At 73.4% G+C, this 21,934-nt stretch carries 22 protein-coding genes; 12 read left to right on the forward strand and 10 right to left on the reverse strand.

What is annotated here, in order from left to right; all coding sequences use genetic code 11:
• Positions 1-46: 46 nt before the first annotated feature.
• A complete protein-coding gene (locus tag AQJ58_RS05740) occupies positions 47-769 on the forward strand; it encodes a vWA domain-containing protein (protein ID WP_067245334.1) in 723 nt (240 codons plus the stop codon).
• Positions 770-775: 6 nt separating this feature from the next.
• Here AQJ58_RS05740 and AQJ58_RS05745 read toward each other — a convergent pair whose 3' ends face one another.
• Positions 776-1,933 (reverse strand): GDSL-type esterase/lipase family protein, encoded by a 1,158-nt coding sequence (locus tag AQJ58_RS05745; protein WP_067245337.1) that lies wholly within the window; start codon positions 1,931-1,933, stop codon positions 776-778.
• Positions 1,930-2,499: a TetR/AcrR family transcriptional regulator gene (locus AQJ58_RS05750; RefSeq protein ID WP_067245340.1), complete on the reverse strand. Its 570-nt coding sequence runs from the start codon at positions 2,497-2,499 to the stop codon at positions 1,930-1,932. The genes AQJ58_RS05745 and AQJ58_RS05750 overlap by 4 nt, the downstream gene beginning before the upstream one ends.
• Positions 2,500-2,598: 99 nt before the next feature.
• Between AQJ58_RS05750 and AQJ58_RS05755 the strand changes: the two genes are divergently transcribed.
• Positions 2,599-3,090: an FBP domain-containing protein gene (locus tag AQJ58_RS05755; RefSeq protein WP_067245342.1), complete on the forward strand. Its 492-nt coding sequence runs from the start codon at positions 2,599-2,601 to the stop codon at positions 3,088-3,090.
• Positions 3,091-3,093: 3 nt separating this feature from the next.
• Here AQJ58_RS05755 and AQJ58_RS05760 read toward each other — a convergent pair whose 3' ends face one another.
• Positions 3,094-4,041, reverse strand: coding sequence for an acyl-CoA dehydrogenase family protein (locus AQJ58_RS05760; RefSeq protein ID WP_067245344.1), 948 nt, complete (start codon positions 4,039-4,041; stop codon positions 3,094-3,096).
• Entirely contained in the window at positions 4,041-5,180 is a 1,140-nt protein-coding gene (locus AQJ58_RS05765) for an acyl-CoA dehydrogenase family protein (RefSeq protein ID WP_067245345.1), read from the reverse strand. The genes AQJ58_RS05760 and AQJ58_RS05765 overlap by 1 nt, the downstream gene beginning before the upstream one ends.
• A gap of 86 nt (positions 5,181-5,266) precedes the next feature.
• Here AQJ58_RS05765 and AQJ58_RS05770 point away from each other — a divergent pair, with 86 nt between their 5' ends.
• The 3 genes from AQJ58_RS05770 to AQJ58_RS05780 are packed head-to-tail and all read left to right on the forward strand — an operon-like array spanning position 5,267 to position 7,857.
• Positions 5,267-6,055 (forward strand): SDR family oxidoreductase, encoded by a 789-nt coding sequence (locus AQJ58_RS05770; protein WP_067245348.1) that lies wholly within the window; start codon positions 5,267-5,269, stop codon positions 6,053-6,055.
• 15 nt (positions 6,056-6,070) lie between these two features.
• The gene (locus tag AQJ58_RS05775; RefSeq protein ID WP_067245350.1) at positions 6,071-6,682 is read left to right on the forward strand and encodes a TetR/AcrR family transcriptional regulator; all 612 of its coding nucleotides are present in this window, start codon (positions 6,071-6,073) and stop codon (positions 6,680-6,682) included.
• Positions 6,683-6,699: 17 nt separating this feature from the next.
• Positions 6,700-7,857, forward strand: coding sequence for an acetyl-CoA C-acetyltransferase (locus AQJ58_RS05780; protein WP_067245353.1), 1,158 nt, complete (start codon positions 6,700-6,702; stop codon positions 7,855-7,857).
• On the opposite strand, the gene AQJ58_RS05785 is transcribed toward AQJ58_RS05780, so the two are convergent.
• Genes AQJ58_RS05785 through AQJ58_RS05800 form a run of 4 tightly spaced genes read right to left on the reverse strand, consistent with a single transcriptional unit; the run spans position 7,841 to position 11,180 of the window.
• On the reverse strand, positions 7,841-8,890 hold the full coding sequence (locus tag AQJ58_RS05785; protein WP_067245356.1) for an NAD(P)H-dependent flavin oxidoreductase: 1,050 nt from the start codon (positions 8,888-8,890) through the stop codon (positions 7,841-7,843). The two genes, AQJ58_RS05780 and AQJ58_RS05785, sit on opposite strands and share 17 nt — an antisense overlap.
• Positions 8,890-9,603, reverse strand: coding sequence for a CoA-transferase subunit beta (locus AQJ58_RS05790; protein WP_067245360.1), 714 nt, complete (start codon positions 9,601-9,603; stop codon positions 8,890-8,892). Before AQJ58_RS05790 ends, AQJ58_RS05785 begins: the two co-directional genes overlap by 1 nt.
• The gene (locus AQJ58_RS05795; protein WP_067245365.1) at positions 9,600-10,436 is read right to left on the reverse strand and encodes a CoA transferase subunit A; all 837 of its coding nucleotides are present in this window, start codon (positions 10,434-10,436) and stop codon (positions 9,600-9,602) included. The genes AQJ58_RS05790 and AQJ58_RS05795 overlap by 4 nt, the downstream gene beginning before the upstream one ends.
• Complete coding sequence (locus tag AQJ58_RS05800; RefSeq protein WP_067245369.1) at positions 10,437-11,180, reverse strand: enoyl-CoA hydratase family protein; 744 nt, start codon at positions 11,178-11,180, stop codon at positions 10,437-10,439.
• A gap of 54 nt (positions 11,181-11,234) precedes the next feature.
• On the opposite strand from AQJ58_RS05800, the gene AQJ58_RS05805 reads away from it, so the two are divergent.
• Both AQJ58_RS05805 and AQJ58_RS05810 read left to right on the forward strand, forming a co-directional pair.
• Positions 11,235-12,002 carry an SDR family oxidoreductase gene (locus tag AQJ58_RS05805; RefSeq protein ID WP_067245372.1) on the forward strand — a complete coding sequence of 256 codons (768 nt, stop codon included), beginning with the start codon at positions 11,235-11,237 and terminating at the stop codon, positions 12,000-12,002.
• A gap of 1 nt (position 12,003) precedes the next feature.
• A complete protein-coding gene (locus tag AQJ58_RS05810) occupies positions 12,004-12,909 on the forward strand; it encodes an SDR family oxidoreductase (RefSeq protein ID WP_067245375.1) in 906 nt (301 codons plus the stop codon).
• A 7-nt stretch (positions 12,910-12,916) separates the two neighbouring features.
• Here AQJ58_RS05810 and AQJ58_RS05815 read toward each other — a convergent pair whose 3' ends face one another.
• A complete protein-coding gene (locus AQJ58_RS05815) occupies positions 12,917-13,378 on the reverse strand; it encodes a MarR family winged helix-turn-helix transcriptional regulator (protein WP_067245379.1) in 462 nt (153 codons plus the stop codon).
• 119 nt (positions 13,379-13,497) lie between these two features.
• Between AQJ58_RS05815 and AQJ58_RS05820 the strand changes: the two genes are divergently transcribed.
• A complete protein-coding gene (locus AQJ58_RS05820) occupies positions 13,498-14,931 on the forward strand; it encodes an MFS transporter (protein ID WP_067245381.1) in 1,434 nt (477 codons plus the stop codon).
• A gap of 109 nt (positions 14,932-15,040) precedes the next feature.
• On the opposite strand, the gene AQJ58_RS05825 is transcribed toward AQJ58_RS05820, so the two are convergent.
• Positions 15,041-15,952 carry a hypothetical protein gene (locus tag AQJ58_RS05825; RefSeq protein ID WP_067245383.1) on the reverse strand — a complete coding sequence of 304 codons (912 nt, stop codon included), beginning with the start codon at positions 15,950-15,952 and terminating at the stop codon, positions 15,041-15,043.
• An 85-nt stretch (positions 15,953-16,037) separates the two neighbouring features.
• On the opposite strand from AQJ58_RS05825, the gene AQJ58_RS05830 reads away from it, so the two are divergent.
• The 4 genes from AQJ58_RS05830 (at position 16,038) to AQJ58_RS05845 (ending at position 21,921) form a co-directional block, all read left to right on the forward strand.
• Positions 16,038-16,388, forward strand: coding sequence for a chorismate mutase (locus AQJ58_RS05830; protein ID WP_067245385.1), 351 nt, complete (start codon positions 16,038-16,040; stop codon positions 16,386-16,388).
• 141 nt (positions 16,389-16,529) lie between these two features.
• Positions 16,530-19,013 carry an aminopeptidase N gene (gene pepN / locus AQJ58_RS05835; protein ID WP_067245845.1) on the forward strand — a complete coding sequence of 828 codons (2,484 nt, stop codon included), beginning with the start codon at positions 16,530-16,532 and terminating at the stop codon, positions 19,011-19,013.
• 131 nt (positions 19,014-19,144) lie between these two features.
• The gene (locus tag AQJ58_RS05840; RefSeq protein WP_067245388.1) at positions 19,145-20,503 is read left to right on the forward strand and encodes a pyridoxal phosphate-dependent decarboxylase family protein; all 1,359 of its coding nucleotides are present in this window, start codon (positions 19,145-19,147) and stop codon (positions 20,501-20,503) included.
• A complete protein-coding gene (locus AQJ58_RS05845; protein ID WP_067245391.1) occupies positions 20,500-21,921 on the forward strand; it encodes a lysine N(6)-hydroxylase/L-ornithine N(5)-oxygenase family protein in 1,422 nt (473 codons plus the stop codon). Before AQJ58_RS05840 ends, AQJ58_RS05845 begins: the two co-directional genes overlap by 4 nt.
• Positions 21,922-21,934: the final 13 nt, after the last annotated feature.

A 21,934-nucleotide genomic window follows, 5' to 3' on the forward strand; every position in this document is an offset into this window, starting at 1 on the left:
AGCGAACAAAATAGCGAACGCCGCAGGGTGTGGCAGGGTGGGGGCCATGGTCGCGATCAGTCTGAGCAAGGTCCAGGAGACCGCTCCCGCGCTGGTGAACCTCTACAAGAGCGCCGGGGTGTCCCTCGCGAAGCACGGTCTCGACGGCCAACGGGCCGCCGTCTACCTGGTGGTGGACTACTCGGGGTCGATGCGGCCGTACTACCAGGACGGCAGTGTGCAGGCGCTGGCCGACCGGGTGCTGGGCCTGTCCGCGCACCTCGACGACGACGGCCGGGTCCCGGTGGTGTTCTTCTCCACCGACGTCGACGCCGTCACCGACATCGAACTCGGTTCCCACCAGGGCCGGGTGGAGCGGATCGCGGCCGGGCTCGGGCACATGGGGAAGACCAGCTACCACCTGGCGATGGACGCGGTCATCGACCACTACCTCGACAGCGGCGCGCGCGAGCCCGCCCTCGTCGTCTTCCAGACCGACGGCGGCCCGATCAACAAGCTCGCCGCCGAACGCTACCTCTGCAAGGCGGCCCGGCTGCCGCTGTTCTGGCAGTTCGTCGGCTTCGGCGACCGGGGCAGCAAGCAGTTCGACTTCCTGCGCAGGCTCGACGAACTCCCCGTCCCCGGCAAGCGGGTGGTCGACAACGCCGGGTTCTTCCACGCCGGCCCGGATCCGCGCCGGGTCTCCGACGCGGAGCTGTACGACCGGCTGGTCGGCGAGTTCCCGACGTGGCTGGCGGCGGCACGGGCGGCGGGGATCGTCCGGCCGTAGCGCCCGCTACCAGATCGGCAGCCGTTCGGCGAAGCGCTCTCCCATGCGGCGGTGGGTCGCCGCGTCCGGGTGGACGCCGTCGGGGAGGGGGAGTTCGGCGGCGTCGGCCTCGCCGTAGAGGTCGCGGCCGTCGACGTAGTGGAGGTGCGGGTCGTCGGCCGCGCGCTCCTCGACCAGGCGGGCGAGGGTGTCGCGGACGACGCGCAGGGTCAGCTTCCCGAACGCCACCTCGGCGGGGTCGCCCATCGGCTGGAACCACGGCTGCCCCGAGGCGGCCGCGCCGAAGTCCAGGGCGGTGGGGCCCGGGGTGTCCTCGTGCATGGGGCACAGGATCGGTGACACGACCACCAGCGGGACGGTCGGCCGGCCCTCGCGGATCGTGTCGAGGAAGCCGTGGACCGCGGGGCCGAAGGCGCGCAGCCGCATCAGATCGGTGTTGACCAGGTTGATGCCGATCTTGACGCTGATCAGGTCGGCGGGCGTGTCGCGCAGGGCGCGGGCGGTGAACGGGTCGAGCAGGGCGCTGCCGCCCAGGCCGAGGTTGATCAGCTCCATCCCGGCGCGTCTCGCCGCGAGCGCCGGCCAGATGCCCGTCGGGCTCGCGGCGTCGGAGCCGTGGCTGATCGAACTGCCGTGGTGCAGCCACACCTTGCGGCCCGTGGGCCGGGCCGGTCCGACCGGGGCGTCGGTGCGCAGTGAGAGGAGTTCGGTGGTCTCGTTGTGCGGCAGCCAGATCTCGATGTCCTTCGTCCCGGCCGGCAGCCCGGCGAAGCGGACGGTGCCCGGCTCGCCGGGGCGCAGGTCGCTGGTGCCGGCCGCCAGGTCGACGGTCAGGGTGTGGCCGCCGCCGCTCACGCTCCCCCGTCCGGCCGGGCGGCCGTCGACGACGAGGTCGTAGACACCGTCCGGCCGGGGCGGCGCGCCCGCGTAGACCCGCCGGGTGGGCAGCGCGCGAAGTTCCACGGCGGTGGCGGCGCTGCGGAAGACCAGCCGTACGCCCGAGGGCTGGGACTCGGCCATGAGCAGCTGCGCGTCGGAGCACTGGGCGCGGGCCCGGGCCGGCAGCCGGTGCGGCAGCACGCCGTGCTCGGTGCGCTCGACGTCCAGGGCGCCGCGCAGCAGGTCCGCGGTGATCGGCGTGGTGGTCCACGCGGGCCCGGTCATACGGCGGGCCAGGTGCGCAGCAGCGCGTCGAGGGCGTCGAGGACCCGGGTCCAGGTCTCGTCCGTGTCCGGTGCGCTGTGGCTGAAGCCGCCGCCCAGCTCCAGGCTGACGTAGCCGTGGAAGACGCTGCCCAGGAGGCGCACCGCATGGGTGCGGTCCGGTTCCGCGAGGTCGTAGCCGCGCAGGATCGCCCGGGTCATCTGCGCGTGCCGGACACCCGCGCTCGCGGCCGCCGTCTCCGTGTCGAGCCGGAGCTGGGCGGCGGCGTAGCGGCCGGGGTGCTCATGGGCGTAGTCGCGGTAGACGTTGCCCAGGGCGCTCAGGGCGTCCTTGCCGGCTCGTCCGGCCAGCGCCTCGGAGGCCCGGTCGGCGAGCTCCTCCAGGGCGAGCAGGGCGATACGGGTCCGCAGGTCCTGGGAGTTGCGCACATGGGAGTACAGACTCGCCACCTTGACGTCGAACCGTCGGGCCAGCGCCGAGACGGTCACCTCGTCGAAGCCGACCTCGTCGGCCAGCTCGGCGCCCGCCCGCACCAGGCGTTCCGTGGTCAGCCCGACCCGCACCATGCCGTCTCTCCCCTCACCCGGAGCACGCCTGCCCGGAACAAGCCGCCTTAATCAAGTATGCATTTGCCTAAAAGCTTTAGGCAAATTACCGTCACCTTTATGAAGCCCCTGACCGAGCAGCAGATCCGCGCCGCCTTCGTGAACTGCACCAAGGGCGAGGCCACGCGCCTCGCCGTCCCGCGCGACCTGGCCGAGCGGCCCTGGGGCGACCTGGACTACCTCGGCTGGCGCGACCCCCAGGCCCCCGACCGCGCCCACCTGGTCGTCGAGCTCGACGGGCGGCCGACGGCCCTCGCCCTGCGCGCCGCCGCGGGCGCCGTCGGGCAGGCCCGGCGCAGCATGTGCTCGATGTGCCTGACCACCCACTCCGGCGGCGTCGCCCTGATGGTCGCCCCCAGGGCGGGCCTCGCGGGCCGGCAGGGCAACTCCGTGGGCGCCTACCTCTGCGCCGACCTCGCCTGCTCGCTCTATGTGCGCGGACTGCGCGACGCCGGCATCGGCGCCCGGCTGCCCGAGACGCTCACCCTGGAGGAGAAGATCCGGCGGACGGTCGCGAACCTCGCCGCGTTCGTCGCCAAGGTGACCGGCTGAGGGTCATCCGCGCGCGGCGAGCACATCGGCCCTGCACTCCTGCGGCGTCCCCCACGCCGACCGCAGCGCCCGCGCCTTGGTCAGCCAGAGCGACAGGTCGTACTCCTGGGTGTACCCGATCGCGCCGTGGAGCTGGAGCGCCGTGCGCGCACAGGTGTACGCCGCCTCGCAGGCACCCAGCTTCGCCGCCGCCACGTCCGCGGGCGCCATGGTCACGGCGGCGCCCAGCACCAGCGGCCGGGCGAACTCCAGCGCGATGCGCGCGTCCGCCAGCCGGTGCTTGACCGCCTGGAACGAACCCACCGCGACCCCGAACTGCGTGCGCCGCCGCACGTACCCCACCGTCCGGTCCAGCAGCGCGAGACCGACCCCGAGCGCCTGGGCGGCGGTGGTGAGGCGGGCCAGCAGCAGGGCCTTGGGCGGCGGCCCGGAGGCGAGCAGCTCTCCGCCCGGCCACAGCCGGGTCAGCCGCCGCGCCGGGTCCAGGGAGGGCCGTACGGGGTCGTGACCGGGGGCCAGGCGCACCCCGTCGGGCGCGACGGACAGCCGTACGTCCGCCAGGTCGCCGTCGAGCGCGTACGCCCCCGCACACGCCACCGTCGCCACCGACCGGCCCGCCGCCAGCGCCGGCAACAGCCGCTTCGCGGGCCCCGGTTCACGGATCAGGGCGGCCGCGGTCACCGTCTCCACCAGCGGACCCGGCACCGCGTGCCGCCCCAGCTCCACGAACGCCACGGCCAGGTCGACCGGCCGACACCCCAGCCCCTCATACTCCTCCGGGACCGCCAGCGCGAACACCCCCGCGTCGGCCAGCCGCGACCACAGCGCCCGCCCGCCCGTGTGGTCCCCCCGGCTCCACTCCCGCACCGTCCGCGGCGTGCCGGCCGCCGTCAGCAGCGCGTCCAGGGACGCGGCGAACGCCCGCTGCTCGGTCTCGAGGAGGAAGCGCATCAGCGGCGTCCCTTCGGCAGGCCGAGCAGCCGCTCGGCGACGATGTCGCGCTGGATCTCGTTGGTGCCCGCGTAGATCGGACCGGCGAGCGAGAACACGTACCGCTCGGCCCACTCGGTGTCCGCCCGCTCGCCGTCCCCGGCCAGCAGGTCGAGCGCCGTCTCGTGCAGCGCGATGTCGTACTCGGACCAGAAGACCTTGTTCAGGCTGGACTCCGGGCCGAGCGGCTCGCCCGCCAGGAAGCGGGAGGCGGCCGCATAGGTGAACAGCTGGTGGGCGCGGGCCCCGACGAGCGCGTCCGCGACCCGCGCGGCCGACTCCGCGGGGCTGCCCCGGGCCCGCCACAGGTCGTACAGGCGGTCGGCGGAGGCGAGGAAGCGGCCGGGGGAGCGCAGGGTGAGCCCCCGTTCGTTCGCCGCCGTCGACATCGCGATCCGCCAGCCCTGCCCGGGCGCCCCGATCACGTCCTCGTCCGGCACGAACACCTCGTCCAGGAACAGCTCCGCGAACGCCGGCTTGCCGTCGAGACGGCCGATCGGACGCACCGTCACCCCGGGCGCGCGCAGGTCGAACATCACGTAGCTGAGCCCCTGGTGGGGCCTCGGGGCGTCCGGTTCGCTGCGGAACAGGCCGAAGGCGCGATCCGCGAACGCCGCGCGCGACGACCAGGTCTTCTGGCCGCTCAGCAGCCAGCCGCCGGCCGTGCGGACCGCCCGTGAGCGCAGCGCGGCCAGGTCCGATCCGGCCTCCGGCTCCGACCAGGCCTGCGCCCACACCGTCTCGCCACGGGCCATCGGCGGCAGCACCCGGTCGCACTGCTCCGGTGTGCCGTGCTCCAGCAGGGTCGGCCCCAGCAGGCTGATCCCGTTCTGGTTGACGCGCCCCGGGGCGTCCGCCGCGTAGTACTCCTCCTCGAACAGCAGCCAGCGGATCAGCCCGCACCCCCGGCCGCCGTACCGCACGGGCCAGTCCACCACCGACCAGCCGTCCGCGGCGAGTTCGGCCTCCCACGCGCGGTGCGCGGCGAACCCCTCGGCCGTCTCCAGGGACGGCGGCGCGACGGCGGGCACATGCGCGTCCAGCCAGGCGCGGGCCTCGGCGCGGAAGGCCTCCTCCTCCCGGGTGAGGGTGAGGTCCATGAGCGGCCCTCCTTTTCCTCGGGCGGCCGGTCTTTCCGTGGGCGGCCGACTTTTCTAACAAGTGTTTGGTAGGTTAGCGTGGCGGTATGACAGACGTCGAGACTCCGGCGTACGTACCCGGCCACGGACTGCTCGCGGGCCGCACCGCCGTCATCACCGCGGCGGCCGGCGCGGGCATCGGCGGCGCCACCGCCCGGCGCTTCCTGGAGGAGGGCGCCCGCGTCGTCATCAGCGACGCCCACACCCGGCGCCTGAAGGAGTACGAGGCCGAACTCGCCCGGGAGTTCGGCGCCGCCTCGGTCACCGCCACCCCCTGTGACGTCACCGACGACAGCCAGGTCCGGGCCCTGTTCGAAACAGCCGTGCGGACGCACGGAGGGCTCGACGTCGTCGTCAACAACGCCGGCCTCGGCGGCACCGCACCCCTCGTCGACATGACCGACGACCAGTGGACCCGCGTCCTGGACGTCACGCTGAACGGCACCTTCCGCTGCACCCGGGCCGCGCTCCGCCTGATGCGCGGCCCCGGACGCGGCGTGATCGTCAACAACGCCTCCGTGGTCGGCTGGCGCGCCCAGGCCGGACAGGCCCACTACGCCGCCGCCAAGGCCGGGGTGATGGCCCTGACCCGCTGCGCGGCGATCGAGGCCGCCGCCTACGGCGTCCGCGTCAACGCCGTCGCACCGAGCCTCGCCATGCATCCCCACCTGGTGAAGGTGACCACGCCCGAACTCCTGGCGGAGCTGACCGCACGCGAGGCCTTCGGCCGGTACGCCGAACCCTGGGAGGTCGCCAACGTGATCGTGTTCCTCGCGTCCGGCTACTCCTCGTACCTGACGGGCGAGACCGTCTCCGTCAGCAGCCAGCACGCGTAGGACGACAATGGGCCCGTGCCGACCAAGAAGAAGCCCCAGGTGACCGCCGCGCCCGCCCGGCGCCGCGAACTCCTCGACACCGCCGCCGAGGTCTTCGCCGAACAGGGCTACAACGCCACCACCGTCCGCAAGATCGCCGACCACGCGGGCATGCTCGCCGGCAGCCTCTACTACCACTTCGACTCCAAGGAATCGATGCTGGAGGAGATCCTGCGCACGTTCCTCGACGAGCTGTGGGCCGGCTACGACACCGTCCTCGACGCCGGCCTCGGCCCCCGCGAGACGCTGGAGGCCCTCGTCACCGAGTCGTTCCGGGAGATCGACCGGCACCGCGCCGCCGTCGCCATCTACCAGAAGGAGAGCCGACAGCTCCTCGCCCAGGAACGGTTCGCGTTCCTCGCCGAGTCCCAGCGCAGATTCGAGAAGGCGTGGCTCGCCACGCTGGAACGCGGGGTCGGCCTGAAGGTCTTCCGCGCCGACCTCGACGTCCGTCTCACCTACCGGTTCGTCCGCGACACCGTCTGGGTCGCCGCCTCCTGGTACCGGCCCGGCGGACAGCACAGTCCCGAGGAGATCGCCCGGCAGTACCTGTCGATGGTGCTGGACGGGATCGCCGTACGCACGTAACCCATTGGGGAGTTGCCATGGCCGAGGCCTACATCGTCGAAGCGGTCCGTACGCCCGTCGGGCGGCGCGGGGGAGGACTCAGCGCGGTCCACCCGGCCGATCTGGGCGCACACGTGCTGAAGGAACTCGTCGCCCGCGCCGCCGTCGACCCGGCCGCCGTCGAGGACGTGATCCTCGGCTGCCTGGACGCCGTGGGACCGCAGGCCGGGGACATCGCCCGCACCTGCTGGCTGGCCGCCGGACTGCCCGAGGAGGTGCCCGGCGTCACCGTGGACCGCCAGTGCGGCTCCTCCCAGCAGGCCGTCCACTTCGCCGCGCAGGCCGTGCTCTCCGGCACCCAGGACCTGGTCGTCGCGGGCGGCGTGCAGAACATGTCGCAGATCCCCATCGCCTTCGCCACCCGCCAGGCCGCCGAGCCCCTCGGCTTCACCCAGGGCCCCTTCGCGGGCAGCGAGGGCTGGCGCGCCCGCTACGGCGAGCGGCCCGTCAACCAGTTCGCCGGCGCCGAGATGATCGCCGCCAAGTGGGGCATCAGCCGCCGGGACCAGGAGGAGTTCGCCCTGCGCTCCCACCGGCGGGCGGTACGGGCCATCGACGAGGGCCGCTTCGCCCGGGAGACCGTCGCCCTCGGCGACGTGACGGCCGACGAGGGGCCGCGCCGGGATACCTCCCTGGAGAAGATGGCCGCCCTCAAGCCCGTCATCGACGGCGGCACCGTCACCGCCGCCTGCTCCTCCCAGGTCTCCGACGGCGCCGCCGCCCTGCTCCTCGCCTCCGAGCGCGCGGTCCGCGAACACGGCCTCACCCCCCGCGCGCGCGTGCACCACCTCTCCGTACGCGGCGAGGACCCCATCCGCATGCTGACCGCGCCGATCCCGGCGACGGCGTACGCGTTCAAGAAGACCGGGCTGACCATCGACGACATCGACCTCGTCGAGATCAACGAGGCCTTCGCCCCCGTCGTCCTCGCCTGGCTGAAGGAGACCGGCGCCGACCCGGACAAGGTCAACGTCAACGGCGGCGCCATCGCCCTCGGCCACCCCCTCGGCGCCACCGGCACCAAGCTGATGACGACCCTGCTGCACGAACTGGAGCGCACGGGCGGGAGGTACGGCCTGCAGACGATGTGCGAGGGCGGCGGACAGGCGAACGTGACGATCATCGAGAGGCTCTGAGCCCCTCCAGGACCTCCTCCGCCTCCTTCACGATCCGCTCCACCAGCCCCGCGCACGACGGCAGGTCGTCGATCACCCCGGCGACCTGCCCGGCGGCCATCACGCCGAGGTCCGTGCGGCCGTCCACCATCGCCGACCTCAGCAGCATCGGGGTGTTGGCGGCCAGCAGGACCTGGCTCAAGGACAGGTCCTTGCCGTGGCGCAGGGCGAGACCGTCCCGGACCATGCCCGGCCAGGACAGTCCCGACAGCTTGCGGAACGCCGCCGCCCGCCGCACCGCGTGCAGCAGACGGCTAAGGCGGCCCGAGCGCTCCAGGGCGTCCACCAGGTCCGTGCGGAGCATGCGGTGCGGAAGGCCGTCCACCGCGCGGGTGACCGTGACGTCCCGCACCGAGGCCGCCAGATAGCGGGCCTTCACCGGATCCGGCACCGTCGAGTCCGACGTCAGCAGGAAACGCGTGCCCATCGCCACGCCCGCCGCCCCGTAGGCCAGCGCCGCGACCAGCCCCCGTCCGTCGAAGAAGCCGCCCGCCGCCACCACCGGGATGTCCACCGCGTCGACCACCTGCGGCAGCAGCACGGTCGTCGCCACCTCGCCGGTGTGCCCGCCGCCCTCCCCGCCCTGCACCAGCACCGCGTCCGCCCCCCACGCCGCGACCTTCTCGGCGTGCCGGCGCGCCCCCACGGAGGGCATCACGACGACCCCGGCCTCCTTCAGCTCGGCGATCAGCTCCCGGGAGGGCGCCAGCGCGAAGGACGCCACCCGCACCCCCTCGTCGACGACGATGCGCACCCGGTCCCCGGCGTCCCCCGCGTCCGCCCGCAGATTCACCCCGAACGGCGCGTCCGTACGGGACTTGACCTCCCGCACCGCCTCCCGCAGCCCGTCCACGGTCATCGTCGCCGAACCGAGCACGCCCAGCGCGCCCGCCTCCGCCACCGCCGACACCAGCCGGGGACCCGCCACCCAGCCCATCCCGGTCTGCACGAGGGGATGCCGCACCCCGACCAGCCGCGTCAGCGCCGTCTCCATTACAGGGGCACCTCCCGCGCCCGGGTGTTCCCCGGATCCAGCACCTCACGGATCAGCCGCAGCTCGGCGGCGGTCGGCTCACGGGTGCACGGCACGTCGTCCGCGACCACGAGCGCGAACCCCGTCGCCTCCCGGACCTCCTCCACCGTCACCCCCGGATGCACCGAGGCCAGCCGCATCGCGTGGTCGGGCGTGGCGAAGTCGAAGACGCCCAGGTCGGAGACGACCCGGGGGATGCGGTGGTGGCGCGCGCCGGCCGCCCGGTCGTACCCGACCCCGCACACCATGTCGACCCGCTCGACGAACACCCGCCGGGAGTGCCGGGGGACCCAGTAACTGGTCGGGTTGTTCAGGGTGTTGACCGGCGCCCCGCGCACCCCGAGGAGCTGGCGCACCGGCCGCGCCCAGTCGCCGATGCAGGAGATGTTCTGGTTGCCGTACCGGTCGATCTGGCTCGCGCCCATCATCACGTGCCGCCGCCCGCCGGTGACCAGCTCCAGATGCTGCCGGTACGGCAGCCAGCCCTCGGCGGTGCCGTCCGGGCGGACGAGCGTCGCCTCGCCGTCGGTGAGCAGCAGGTCCGGCGCGAAGGTGAGCCGGGCCAGCCGGGCCCCCACCGAGGGGATCAGCCCCATCGGGCTCGCCAGGATCTCGCCGCCGCCCCGCCAGGCCTCGGCGCAGGCGATCACGCAGTACTCGGCGCGCGTGGTCATGCGTCCTCCTCGACGGCCGCCCGGTACGCCGCCTCGTCCCCGGCCAGGTACCGGGCCGCGAACTCCGCCCACGGCGTGCTCGCGTACCGCTTCTGGAACGCCTCGTCCCGGCCGTAGTCGGGCGCGCAGGACGTGAAGTGCGCGCCGCCGGGCACCTCCACCACCCCCGTCACCACGTGCCGCTTGATCAGCAGCGTCTGCGGCGGCGCCGCCTTCGTCAGCTCGGCCGTGTCGACGATCCGCTCGCAGGACAGGTACGCGGTGTCCGCCGCCGCGCAGAACAGGTCGTCGAAGTAGGGGTCCGGGCCCAGGTACTGCCCGTTGCCCAGCCGGTCGGCCCGGTTGACGTGCACCAGGGCCGCGTCCAGCCGCAGGGCGGGCATCGCGACGAACGTCTCCCCGTCGTCGTACGGCGAGGTCACCGTCCGCAGCGAGGGGTTGACCCGCATCACGTCCGAACCGATCCCCGCCCGCACCGGCAGGAACGGCAGCCGGTTGGCGGCGGCCCGCAGCCCCCACAGGAACATCGCCTCGTCCACCTCCATGAGTTCGAACGCACCGCGCTCACGGGCCGCGCGGTAGTGCGGTTCGAGGGGGATGGAGTCGAGGGTGGCGAACGCGGCGACCAGCTTGCGGATCCGGCCGGCCGCCGCCAGCATGCCGACGTCCGGGCCGCCGTACGACACCACGGTCAGATCGGTCACCCCGGACCGCAGCAGGGCCCGCACCAGGGCCATCGGCTTGCGGCGCGAGCCCCAGCCGCCGATGCCGAGGGTCATGCCGCTCTCCAGCCGGGAGACCGCCTCCTCGGCCGTCATCGTCTTGTCGCTCACCTACCCGCGCTCCTTCCCGAACGTGTCCCGGACCCGGTCGGCCACCCCCGAGACGCTCGCCTCGAACGTGAACCCCTGCTCGAAGCGGTAGCTGCGCCGCACGTCGACCGGGTCGATGCCGTTGAGGGCCGCCTTCGCCAGCCGCAGCAGCTCCCCGTCCTTGGCGGCGATCTCCCTCGCCACCTCCAGCGCGGCCGCGCGCAGCCCCTGGCGCCGGACCACCCGCCACACCGAGCCGTGCGCGAGCAGCTCGGCCGCGGTGACCGTGCGCGAGGTGAAGTACAGGGCGCGCATCAGGTGCTGGGGGACCAGCCGGGCCAGATGGGTCGCCGCGCCGAGCGCGCCCCGGTCCAGCTCCGGCAGCCCGAACACCGCGTCCTCGCTCGCCACGACCAGGTCGGCGTTGCCGGCGAGTCCGACGCCGCCGCCCAGACAGAAGCCGTGCACCGCCGCGACCACCGGGACCTCGCACTCGTACACCGCCGCGAACGCCTCGAAGCAGCCGCGGTTGACGCCCACGAGCGCGCCCGGCCCCTGCTTCTGCAGCTCCTTGATGTCCACGCCCGCGTTGAACCCCCGCCCCTCGGCGGCCAGCACCACACACCGGGTGCCCCGGTCGCGGCCGGCCGCGCGCACCGCGTCGGCCAGCGCGAACCAGCCGCTCACCGGCAGCGCGTTGACCGGTGGGACGTCGACGGTGACCACGGAAATCCCCTTTTCGGGGGACGAGGTGGAGACACCCATGGAAGCATCAGCTACCTTTCCACCAAACGTTTGTTAGGTGAAAGGTAGCAGCGAATGGAGCTGGACGGGAAGGTCGCCGTCGTCACGGGCGGCACCCGGGGCGTGGGCGCCGGCATCGCGCGCTCCTTCGCGCGCGCGGGCGCCGAGGTGCTGGTCGTCGCCCGCCGCCCCCCGGAAGTCCCGCTGCCCAGGACCGAGTTCACGGCCCTGGACGTGCGGGATGCGCACGCCGTACGGGAGTTCTTCGCCGGGCTGCCCCGGTGCGACGTGCTGGTCAACAACGCGGGCGGCGCGCCCTACCGCCCGCTCGCCGACGCCCCGGCCGAACGCCACGCGCGCGTGGTCGAACTCAACCTGCTCGCCCCGCTGACCGTGTCCCTCGCCGCCCACGCGCACCTGAGGCGGGCCGGCGGCGCGGTGGTGATGATCGGCAGTGTCAGCGGCAGCCGCCCCTCGCCGGGCTCCGCGGCCTACGGCGCCGCCAAGGCCGGCCTGGAGCACCTCGCCCGCTCGATGGCCGTCGAGTGGGCCCCGCAGGTGCGGGTCAACACCCTGGTGGTCGGCATGGTCCACACCGAACTGGCGCACCTGCACTACGGCGGCCCCGACGGCGTCGCGGGCGTCTCGCGCACGGTCCCGCTCGGCCGGCTCGCCCAGCCCGCCGACGTGGGCGCGGCGGCCGTCTTCCTCGCCTCCGACGCGGCCGCGTACATCAGCGGGGCGAGTCTGCTCGTGCACGGGGGAGGGGAGCGCCCCGCGTTCCTCGACGCCGCGACGGCCAACAAGGACAGCCACGGCAACCAGGACAGGAAGGAGGCCTGAGATGGCAGCACTCTGCGACGGCCGGGTGGTCGTCGTCACCGGCGCGGGACGCGGCCTCGGGCGGGCGCACGCGCGCGCGTTCGCGGCCGAGGGCGCCCGCGTCGTCGTCAACGACCTGGGCGTCGGCCCGGACGGCGCGCCCGGACCCGGCAGCCCGGCCGGACAGGTGGTGGCGGAGATCCGCGCGGCGGGCGGCGAGGCGGTCGCCCACGGCGGCGACATCGCCACGTCCGAGGGCGCCGCCTCCCTGATCGCCACCGCCCTTCAGACGTACGGCCGGCTCGACACCCTCGTCAACAACGCGGGCTTCCTGCGCGACCGGATGCTGGTCAACCTGGACGAGGACGACTTCGACGCCGTCCTGCGCGTCCACCTCAAGGGCCACTTCCTGCCGCTGCGGCACGCCGCCGCGCACTGGCGCGCCGAGGCCAAAGCGGGGCGCGCTCCCGTCGCCCGGATCGTCAACACCGGCAGCGGGGCGGGGCTGCTGGGCTCGGTCGGGCAGGGCAACTACAGCGCGGCGAAGGCCGGGATCGTCGGTCTGACCCTGGTCGCCGCCGCCGAACTCGCCCGCTACGGCGTCCAGGTCAACGCGATCGCGCCGGCCGCCCGCACCCGGATGACGGAACGGACCTTCGCCGAGACCATGGCGGCCCCCGCGTCCGGCTTCGACGCCATGGCCCCGGAGAACGTCTCGCCGCTCGTGGTCTGGCTGGGCTCCGCCGCGAGCGCGGGGGTCACCGGCCGGGTCTTCGAGGCGGAGGCCGGCCGGATCACCGTGATGGAGGGCTGGCGTCCGGGTCCCACGGCGGACAAGGGGGCGCGCTGGAGCCCGGCGGAGGCGGGGGAGGCCGTGCAGAAGCTGCTGGCGGCGGCCGAGCCGCCCGGCGCCGTGTACGGGGCGTAGCGCGGACTCAGCCGGTGAGCCGGGCCGTCGCCCGGCTCTGGGCCTCCGTCATCACCTCCAGGAACCGGTTCACCGTCTCCAGCTCCTGCGCGTCGAACTCCTCGCACGCCCGGACGATGTCACGGGCCCACTCCTCGAAGAACACCGCGAGCTCGGCGAGCTTGGCCTCGTTGAGCTCGACGAGCACGCGCCGCTTGTCCGTGGGGTGCCTGACCCGGCGGACGAACCCCTTGGCCTCGAGGCGGTCCAGCATGCCGGTGACGGAGGCCGGGGCCAGACCGGTGTGCTCGGCCAGGTCCTTCGCGGTGAGCGGGCCCCGTCGCTGGAGGACGTCGAGGGTCTTCTCCTCCGTGGCGTTCAGTCCCTGCTTCGCCGCGATCGCCGAGTGGAACATCACCGTGACCGTGCTGTGCTGCCGGCCCACGGTCATCAGGCGTTCCAGGGCGGCGGCCCGTCGTTCGTCGGTCATGGGGCCAGGCTAACAAATATTTCGTTCGGACGAACTAACGACTTGCGCGGACAGAGCTGTCGGTGCAAGTCTTTCGTTAGGTCGAACGAAATAAATCGCACCCCGAACGGGAGACAGCCATGACCGCCCCTCTCACCGCACCCCCCACCCTCGCGCCCGAGCCCCACCCGCACCGCTGGGCCGCCGCCGCCGTCATGATGGTCGCCGCCCTGATGGACCTCGTCGACACCACCATCGTCAACGTCGCGATCCCCTCCATCGCCCGCGACCTGCACGCCTCCGACGGCGCCCTGCAGTGGACCGTCTCCGCCTACCTCCTCGGCTTCGCCGCCGCCCTGATCGTCTCCGGCCACCTCGGCGACCGCTACGGACGCCGCACCCTCTTCCTCGTCGGCACCGCCGGCTTCGGCCTGGCCAGCCTCGCCTGCGGGATCGCCCAGACCCCCGGCCAGCTGATCGCCGCCCGCGCCGTCCAGGGCGTCCTCGCCGCCGTCCTCGTCCCCCAGGTCATCGGCTCCTTCCGCACCCTCTTCCAAGGCCGCGAACGCGGCGCCGCCTTCGGGATGTACGGCGCCGTCGCGGGCTTCGCCTCCGCCGTCGGACTGCTGCTCGGCGGCGTGCTCACCGACGCCGACCTCTTCGGCTGGGGCTGGCGCTCGGTGTTCCTCGTGAACGTCCCCGTCGCCCTGCTCACCCTCGTCGCCGGCGCACTCCTCGTCCCCGCCACCCGCGAACGCTCCGCGGGCCGCCCCGACGCCCTCGGCAGCCTCGTCCTGGCCGCCGCCCTCGTCGCCATCGTGCTGCCCCTCGTCCAGGGACGCGAGAACGGCTGGCCGCTGTGGGGCTGGATCTGCCTGACCGCCGGCGTGCTCACCGTCACCGGCCTCGGCGTGTTCCAGGCCCGGCGGCACCCCACCACCACCGTGCCCCTCCTCCCGGCCCGCGCCTTCCGGCTCCCCGCCTTCTCCGTCGGCGTCCTGGTCCAACTCCTCTTCTCCGTCGGCATGCAGGGCTTCTTCCTCGTCTTCGCCGTCTGGCTCCAGTCCGGCGAGGGCTACACCCCGATGCAGGCCGGCCTGCTCACCGTCGCCTTCTCCGCGGGCGGCTTCCTCACCGCCCCCGCCGCCGACACCCTCGCCGTACGCCACGGACGGCTCGTCCTGGCCGCCGGAGCCCTGCTCATGGCCGGGGGCTTCGGCTGGGTGTGGGCCGCCGTCGACCGCGCCGCCGACACCCACACCGGCGCCTGGCCCCTCGCCCCCGGCCTGGCCGTCGCCGGCGCCGGCCTCGGCTTCCTGGTCGTGCCCCTCGTCAACGTCGTCCTGTCCGCCGTACCCGCCGACCTCGCCGGCGGCGCCTCCGGCATCTTCTCCACCGCCCAGCAGTTCGGCGGCGCCCTCGGCGCGGCGATCCTCGGCACCGTGTTCTTCGGCCACACCGACCACGGGCTCACCGAGGCACTGGGCACCGCGATGCCCTGGGTGACCGGCGGATTCGTGATCTGCGCGGCCCTGTGCACGGCACTGCCCCGCACGGCGATCTCCGGCACCTGACCGGCCCGCACCACCCCTAGGAGGGCGTGTTTCGAAAGTCCCGTCTGCCCGGCGGCAGACGCCGCCGGGCCTGCCCTTCGGGCAGACGACGCTACTTTCGAAACGCGCCCTACGTGTCGCACTCCAGGACCGTCCGGCACAGCCCGCACCGCGCCCGGACCCGACCCCTCACGGGCACCCTGATCCGCTGATGACAGGTGGGGCAGGGAAACGTCACCCGCAACGGCCCCCGCGGATCCGGCGCGAACGCGTACGGCGGATCCGCGGCCGACCCCGGCCGGCGCTCCTCGCCCTGCCCACGGCCCTGCGCGTGCCGCCGGTCCCGGGCGTACCGGCGGCGCCCCGCCCACCCCGCCGCCGTCAGCGGCGGCTGCCGCTCGTCGCCCAGCGCCCGCTCACGACCCCGCACATACGCCGCATATGCCTCGGCACTGGTGAACCACGCCGACGGATCCTCCCCGAACACCAGCGACCGCTTCGCCAGCACGTACCCGAACTCCTCCGGGGTCAGATACCCCAGCTTCTGCGACGACGCCCCGTCCTCCCGGTAGGCGTCCAGCAGCAGCCAGCCCGCCCCCAGATACGTCGTCGCCGTGTCCGTGAGGATCTCGTTGGCCCGCGTCCCCGGGAACGACAGATCAAGCCGGTGCAGATACACATGCATGATCTCGTGCGCCAGCGCCGCCCCGATGTCCCGCCGATGCGTCCGGAAACGGTCGTTCAACTCGACGAAATACTCCGGCCCCGCCGCCAGCTCCACACTCGCCGCGTGCTCCATCTCCCGGAACGCCACCACCATCCGCGCGTCCGGCAGCCGATAATGCCGCACCAGCTCCCGCGCCACCCGCTGCGTCCCCAGATGCAGATCGTCGCCGTCGCAGAACGCCACGTCCACCGGCGGCACACTCACCGCGAACTGGTGGATCGTGTCGTACGACAACCTCCTGTACAACGCCGTGACGGCGTCCCGCACCGTCTCCAGATGCGGAAAACCGTGCTCGACCGGACCACCGTTGGCCACGCCCGCACCCCCAAGACGCCTGCACCCGATTCCACTGTACGGGCAGCACGGTGGCCCACACCGGCATGCCCTAGGGTGATCGCCCATGACCACCCGCGACACCCCCGCAACCGGCACCGCAGACATCGACCCCGCCGTCCGCGCCGAACTCGACCGGCTGCGTGACAGCATCGACAACATCGACGCGGCCGTCGTCCACATGCTCGCCGAACGCTTCAAAGCCACCCAGCAGGTCGGCCACCTCAAGGCCCGCCACCAGCTGCCCGCCGCCGACCCCGGCCGCGAGGCCCGCCAGATCGAGCGGCTGCGCACCCTCGCCGAGAACGCCAAGCTCGACCCCGCGTTCGCCGAGAAGTTCCTCAACTTCATCATCGCCGAGGTGATCCGCCACCACGAGCGCATCGCCGAGGACACCGCGGCCCCCACGGCCGACTGACCGGCCCGCCCCGCCGACGGGATCCGGCCGGGCCCCGCCCCACCACGGGCGATGCCCGGCGCCTCCGGCGCGAGAAGGGACATTGGGCGCGTAACGATCCGCCCCTGTGCCCGGCCTGCGGCATCAGGCAGCATGTCGTTCATGTCCGTACTGACGCGCGACGAAGCGCTGAGCCGTGCCCGGCTCCTCGACGTCCACCGCTACACCATCGAGCTCGACCTGACCACCGGCGACGAGACCTTCGGCTCCCGCACCGCCATCAGGTTCACCGCGCACACCGATGGGGACACCTTCGTCGAGATCAAGCCCGCCGACCTGCGCTCGGTCACCCTCGACGGACAGCCCCTCGACCCCGACAGCCTCGACGGCAACCGGATCGCCCTCAAAGGCCTCGGCGCCGGCGCACACGAACTGCACGTCGACGCCCGCATGCACTACTCCCGCACCGGCGAGGGCATGCACCGGTTCACCGACCCCAGCGACGGTGAGACCTACCTCTACACCCAGCTCTTCATGGACGACGTCCAACGCGTCTTCGCCGCCTTCGACCAGCCCGACCTCAAGGCCGTCTTCGACCTCACCGTCCACGCCCCCGAAGGCTGGACCGTCCTCGCCAACGGCATCACCGAACACCTCGGCGACGGCCAGTGGCGCGCCGCCACCACCCCCCTCATCTCCACCTACCTCGTCGCCGTCGCCGCCGGCCCCTGGCACTCCGTACGCACCGAACACCGCGGCCTGCCCTTCGGCCTGCACTGCCGCCGCTCGCTCGCCCCCTACCTCGACGCCGACGCCGACGAACTCCTCGACATCACCCGCGCCTGCTTCGACCGCTACCACGAGAAGTTCGAGGAGCCCTACCCCTTCGACTCCTACGACCAGGCCTTCGTCCCCGAGTTCAACGCCGGCGCCATGGAGAACCCCGGACTCGTCACCTTCCGCGACGAGTTCGTCTACCGCTCCGCCGTCACCGACACCGAACGCCAGACCCGCGCCATGGTCGTCGCCCACGAGATGGCCCACATGTGGTTCGGCGACCTCGTCACCCTCCGCTGGTGGGACGACATCTGGCTCAACGAGTCCTTCGCCGAGTACATGGGCTACCAGACCCTCACCGAAGCCACCCGCTTCACCGACACCTGGACCGACTTCGGCGTCGTCCGCAAAGCCTGGGGCTACGACGCCGACCAACGCCCCACCACCCACCCCGTCGCCCCCGAGGACGTCCCCGACACCGCCTCCGCCCTCCTCAACTTCGACGGCATCTCCTACGCCAAGGGCGCCTCCGCCCTGCGCCAACTCGTCACCTGGCTCGGCGAGAAGGACTTCCTCGCCGGCATCAACACCCACTTCGCCCGCCACCGGTTCGCCAACGCCACCCTCGCCGACTTCCTCGACTCCCTCGCCGCCGGCACCGACCGCGACGTCCACGCCTGGGCCGACGCCTGGCTGCGCACCACCGGCGTCGACACCCTCACCCCCCTCGTCACCGGCGACAACGGCGACCACCACCTCACCGTCGAACGCACCGGCAGCCGCCCCCACCGCATCGCCGTCGGCCTCTACGACCTCGACCTCCCCGGCGACGAAGGCCGCCTCACCCGCCGCCGGCGCCTCGAACTCGACGTCCCCCAGGACGCGCCCCTCCCCCTCGGCAAACGCCCCACCCTGCTCCTGCTCAACGACGGCGACCTCACCTACGCCAAGATCCGCTTCGACACCCACTCCTTCCAGGGCGTCACCGCCAGCCTCTGCGGACTGCCCGACCCGCTCACCCGCGCCGTCGTCTGGAACGCCCTGCGCGACGCCGTCCGCGACGGCGAACTCGCCCCCACCGCCTACCTCGACGCCGCGCGCACCCACCTCCCGCACGAGAGGGACCTCGCCCTCGTCCAAGGCGTCCTCGCCTTCGCCGCCACCCAGATCGCCGGCCGCTACCTCGCCCCCGCCGACCGCCCCACCGCCCTGGCCACCCTCTCCGCCCTGTGCCGCGACCTCATCCGCCGCACCGAGGACGGCGACCACCCCGGCCTGCGCCTCATCGCCGTACGCCACTTCATCAACGTCGCCGCCCAGCCCGACACCATCGCCGCCTGGCTCGCCGACGGCACCGTCCCCGGCGGCCCCGAACTCGACCCCGACCTGCGCTGGCGCGTCCTCGCCCGGCTCGCCGTCCTCGGCGCCACCGACGAACACGCCATCGCCGCCGAGCTCGAACACGACCCCTCCGCCACCGGCCGCGAAGGCGCCGCCCGCTGCCGCGCCGCACTCCCCGACGAGGACACCAAAGCCAGGGCCTGGCACGCCATGTTCACCTCCGACGACCTCTCCAACTACCTCTTCACCGCCACCGCCCAGGGCTTCTGGCAACCCGAACAGGCCGACCTCGTCCGCCCCTACGTCGCCCGCTACTACGAGGACGCCGTCGCCGTCGCCGCCCGCCGCGGCCCCGCCATCGCCGACGCCGCCGGCCACTGGGCCTTCCCCGCCCACGCCGTCGACCCCGAGACCCTCACCCTCGGCGAGACCTGCCTGCGCGACACCCACCCCATCCCCGCCCTGCGCCGCAAACTCACCGACCAACTCGACGACCTGCGCCGGGCCTTGAAGGTACGCACCGCCTAGCCCGGCCCACCCCGCCACGACCCCGACGATCGGTACCCCCTTTCGGGTACCGATCGTTGCTCTTTCCGGGCGTGTCCCGGCACCGGCGTACAAGGTGGAAACCCCCGCCACGCGCCCGCCCGGAGGACCCCATGAGCACCCCGCCGCTCGCCTCAGGCCCCGAAGCCACCGACGCACTCCGGCCGCTCCTCACCACCGTCCTCGACGCCCTCGACGCCGGCCGCACCGCACGCGGCGGCCCCCTCCCGGCCGGCGGCCCCGACGCGGTCACCGCCCGCCTGACCGCCGCCGTCGGCGACGTACTCCCCGAACACGGCGACCCAGGAGCCCTCCCCACCCTCGTCCGCGCCCTCGCCGAAGGCTCCGCCGACCCCGCACACCCCCTGTGCGCCGCCCATCTCCACTGCCCGCCCCTCGCCGTCGCCACCGCCGCCGACCTCGCCGTCTCCGCCCTCAATCCCTCCCTCGACTCCTGGGACCAGGCCCCGGCCGCCTCCACCCTCGAAACACTCGTCACCCGCGCCCTCGCCCGGCTCGCCGGCCTCACCGACGCCCTCGTCACCACCGGCGGCACCGAGTCCAACCAACTCGCCCTCCTCCTCGCCCGCGAGACCCTCGGCCCCGGCGTCCGCCTCCTGTGCGGCACCAACGCCCACCACTCCCTGACCCGCGCCGCCTGGCTCCTCGGCCTGCCCGCACCCGTCCGCGTCCCCGCCCCCGCCGGCACCCTCGACCCCGCCGCCCTCGACACAGCCCTCACCGCCGTCCCCGGTCCCCACCTCGTCGCCGTCACCGCGGGCACCACCGACGCCGGACTCATCGACCCCCTCCCCGAGCTGGCGGCCGTCTGCGCCGCCCACGGCGCCCGGCTCCACATCGACGCCGCCTACGGAGGCGGCCTCCTCTTCAGCGACCGCCACCGCCCCCGGCTCGCCGGACTCGACGCCGCCCACACCGTCACCCTCGACCTGCACAAACTCGGCTGGCAACCCGTCGCCGCCGGACTCCTCGCCGTCCGCGACCCCGCCGACCTCACCGCCCTGCACCAGCACGCCGACTACCTCAACGCCGACGACGACACCGAAGCCGGCCTCCCCGACCTCCTCGGCCGCTCCCTGCGCACCACCCGCCGACCCGACGTCCTCAAGATCGCCGTCACCCTCAAGACCCTCGGCCGCCACGGCCTCGGCACCCTCGTCGACCAGGTCTGCGACCACGCCCACGCCTTCGCCGCCCTCGTCCGCGACCACCCCGGCCTCGAACTCCGCGCCCCACCCACCATCAGCACCGTCCTCTACCGCCCCACCGGCGCCACCGACACCGCCGTCGCCCGGATACGCCGCCGCCTCCTCACCGACGGCCACGCCGTCCTCGGCCGCGCCCGCCTCGACGGCCGCCTCTGGCTCAAGACCACCCTCCTCAACCCCCACACCCGCCCCCACGACCTCACCGCCCTCCTGCACCTGCCGGAAGGAAACACCCCCGCATGAACACCCCCCCACCCCCCGAGACCGACACCCCCCGCGACCTCGTCGGCATCGGCATCGGCCCCAGCAACCTCTCCCTCGCCGCCCTCGCCCACCCCCTCGCCGAACTCGACGCCGTCTTCTACGAACAACGCCCCCGCTTCGACTGGCACCCCGGCCTGCTCATCGACGGCGCCCGCGTACAGGTCCCCTTCCTCGCCGACCTCGTCACTCTCGCCGACCCCACCAGCCCCTGGAGCTTCCTCAACTACCTCAGGACCCACCACCGCCTCTACCCCTTCTACGTCGCCGAGCGGTTCCACATCCAGCGCGCCGAATACGACACCTACTGCCGCTGGGTCGCCGACCACCTCCCCGGACTCCACTTCCGCCACCAGGTGGACGCCGTCCGCTGGAACCCCGAACGCGACGTCTTCGAAGTCGACTACACCCAGCTCGACACCGAAGGAGAAGCCGAGGCCCTCGGCCGCACCCACACCAGGAACGTCGTCCTCGGCATCGGCACCGAGCCCCACGTCCCCGACCCCCTGCGCCCCCTCGTCGACGCCCCCGGCGTCCCCGTCCTGCACGCCGGCGACTACCTCACCCACCGCGACACCCTCCTCGCGGCCGGCCACGTCACCGTCGTCGGATCAGGACAGTCCGGCGCCGAGATCTTCCTCGACCTCCTGCGCCACCGACCCGCCGGCCGCGAACGACTCCACTGGATCGGCCGCACCGAGGCCTTCGCCCCCATGGAGTACTCCAAGCTCGGCCTCGAACACTTCACCCCCGACTACACCCGCTACTTCCACGCCCTCACCGAACCCGTCCGCGACCGCCTCGTCGGCGCACAGTGGCAACTCCACAAGGGCATCGACGCCGCCACCCTCGCCGCCATCCACGACGAGCTCTACCACCGCACGCTCGACGGCGGCTGGCCCGACGCCGTCCTCACTCCCGGCGTCCAGGTCCGCACCGCCGGCCGCATCGCCAGCACCAGAATCGAACTCCACCTCGAACACACCCAGCAGAACACCCGCTCCCGCCTCACCACCGACGCCGTCGTCCTCGCCACCGGCCACCGCGAACGCCCCCTCGACCGCATCCTCGCCGGCCTCGACCCCTACCTGCGCCGCGACAGCGCCGGACGCCCCCGCATCGACCCGCAGTTCCGCCTCGTCCTCGACCCCTCCATCACCGCCACCGGCTGCCACCTCTACGTCCAGAACGCCGAACGCCACACCCACGGCGTCGGCGCCCCCGACCTCGGCCTCGCCGCCTGGCGCAGCGCCACCGTCCTCAACACCCTCACCGGCAAGGACAACTACCCCCTGCCCACCCGCACCGCCTTCACCACCTTCGGCCTCGAACAACGACAGCCCCAGATCCCGCCCGCACGCCGGCCCCACACACTGACCCCCCTGCGCGACGGAATCTGAGGCCACCCCCCAG

This window comes from Streptomyces sp. DSM 15324, from assembly GCF_001514285.1.
Taxonomy (GTDB): domain Bacteria; phylum Actinomycetota; class Actinomycetes; order Streptomycetales; family Streptomycetaceae; genus Streptomyces.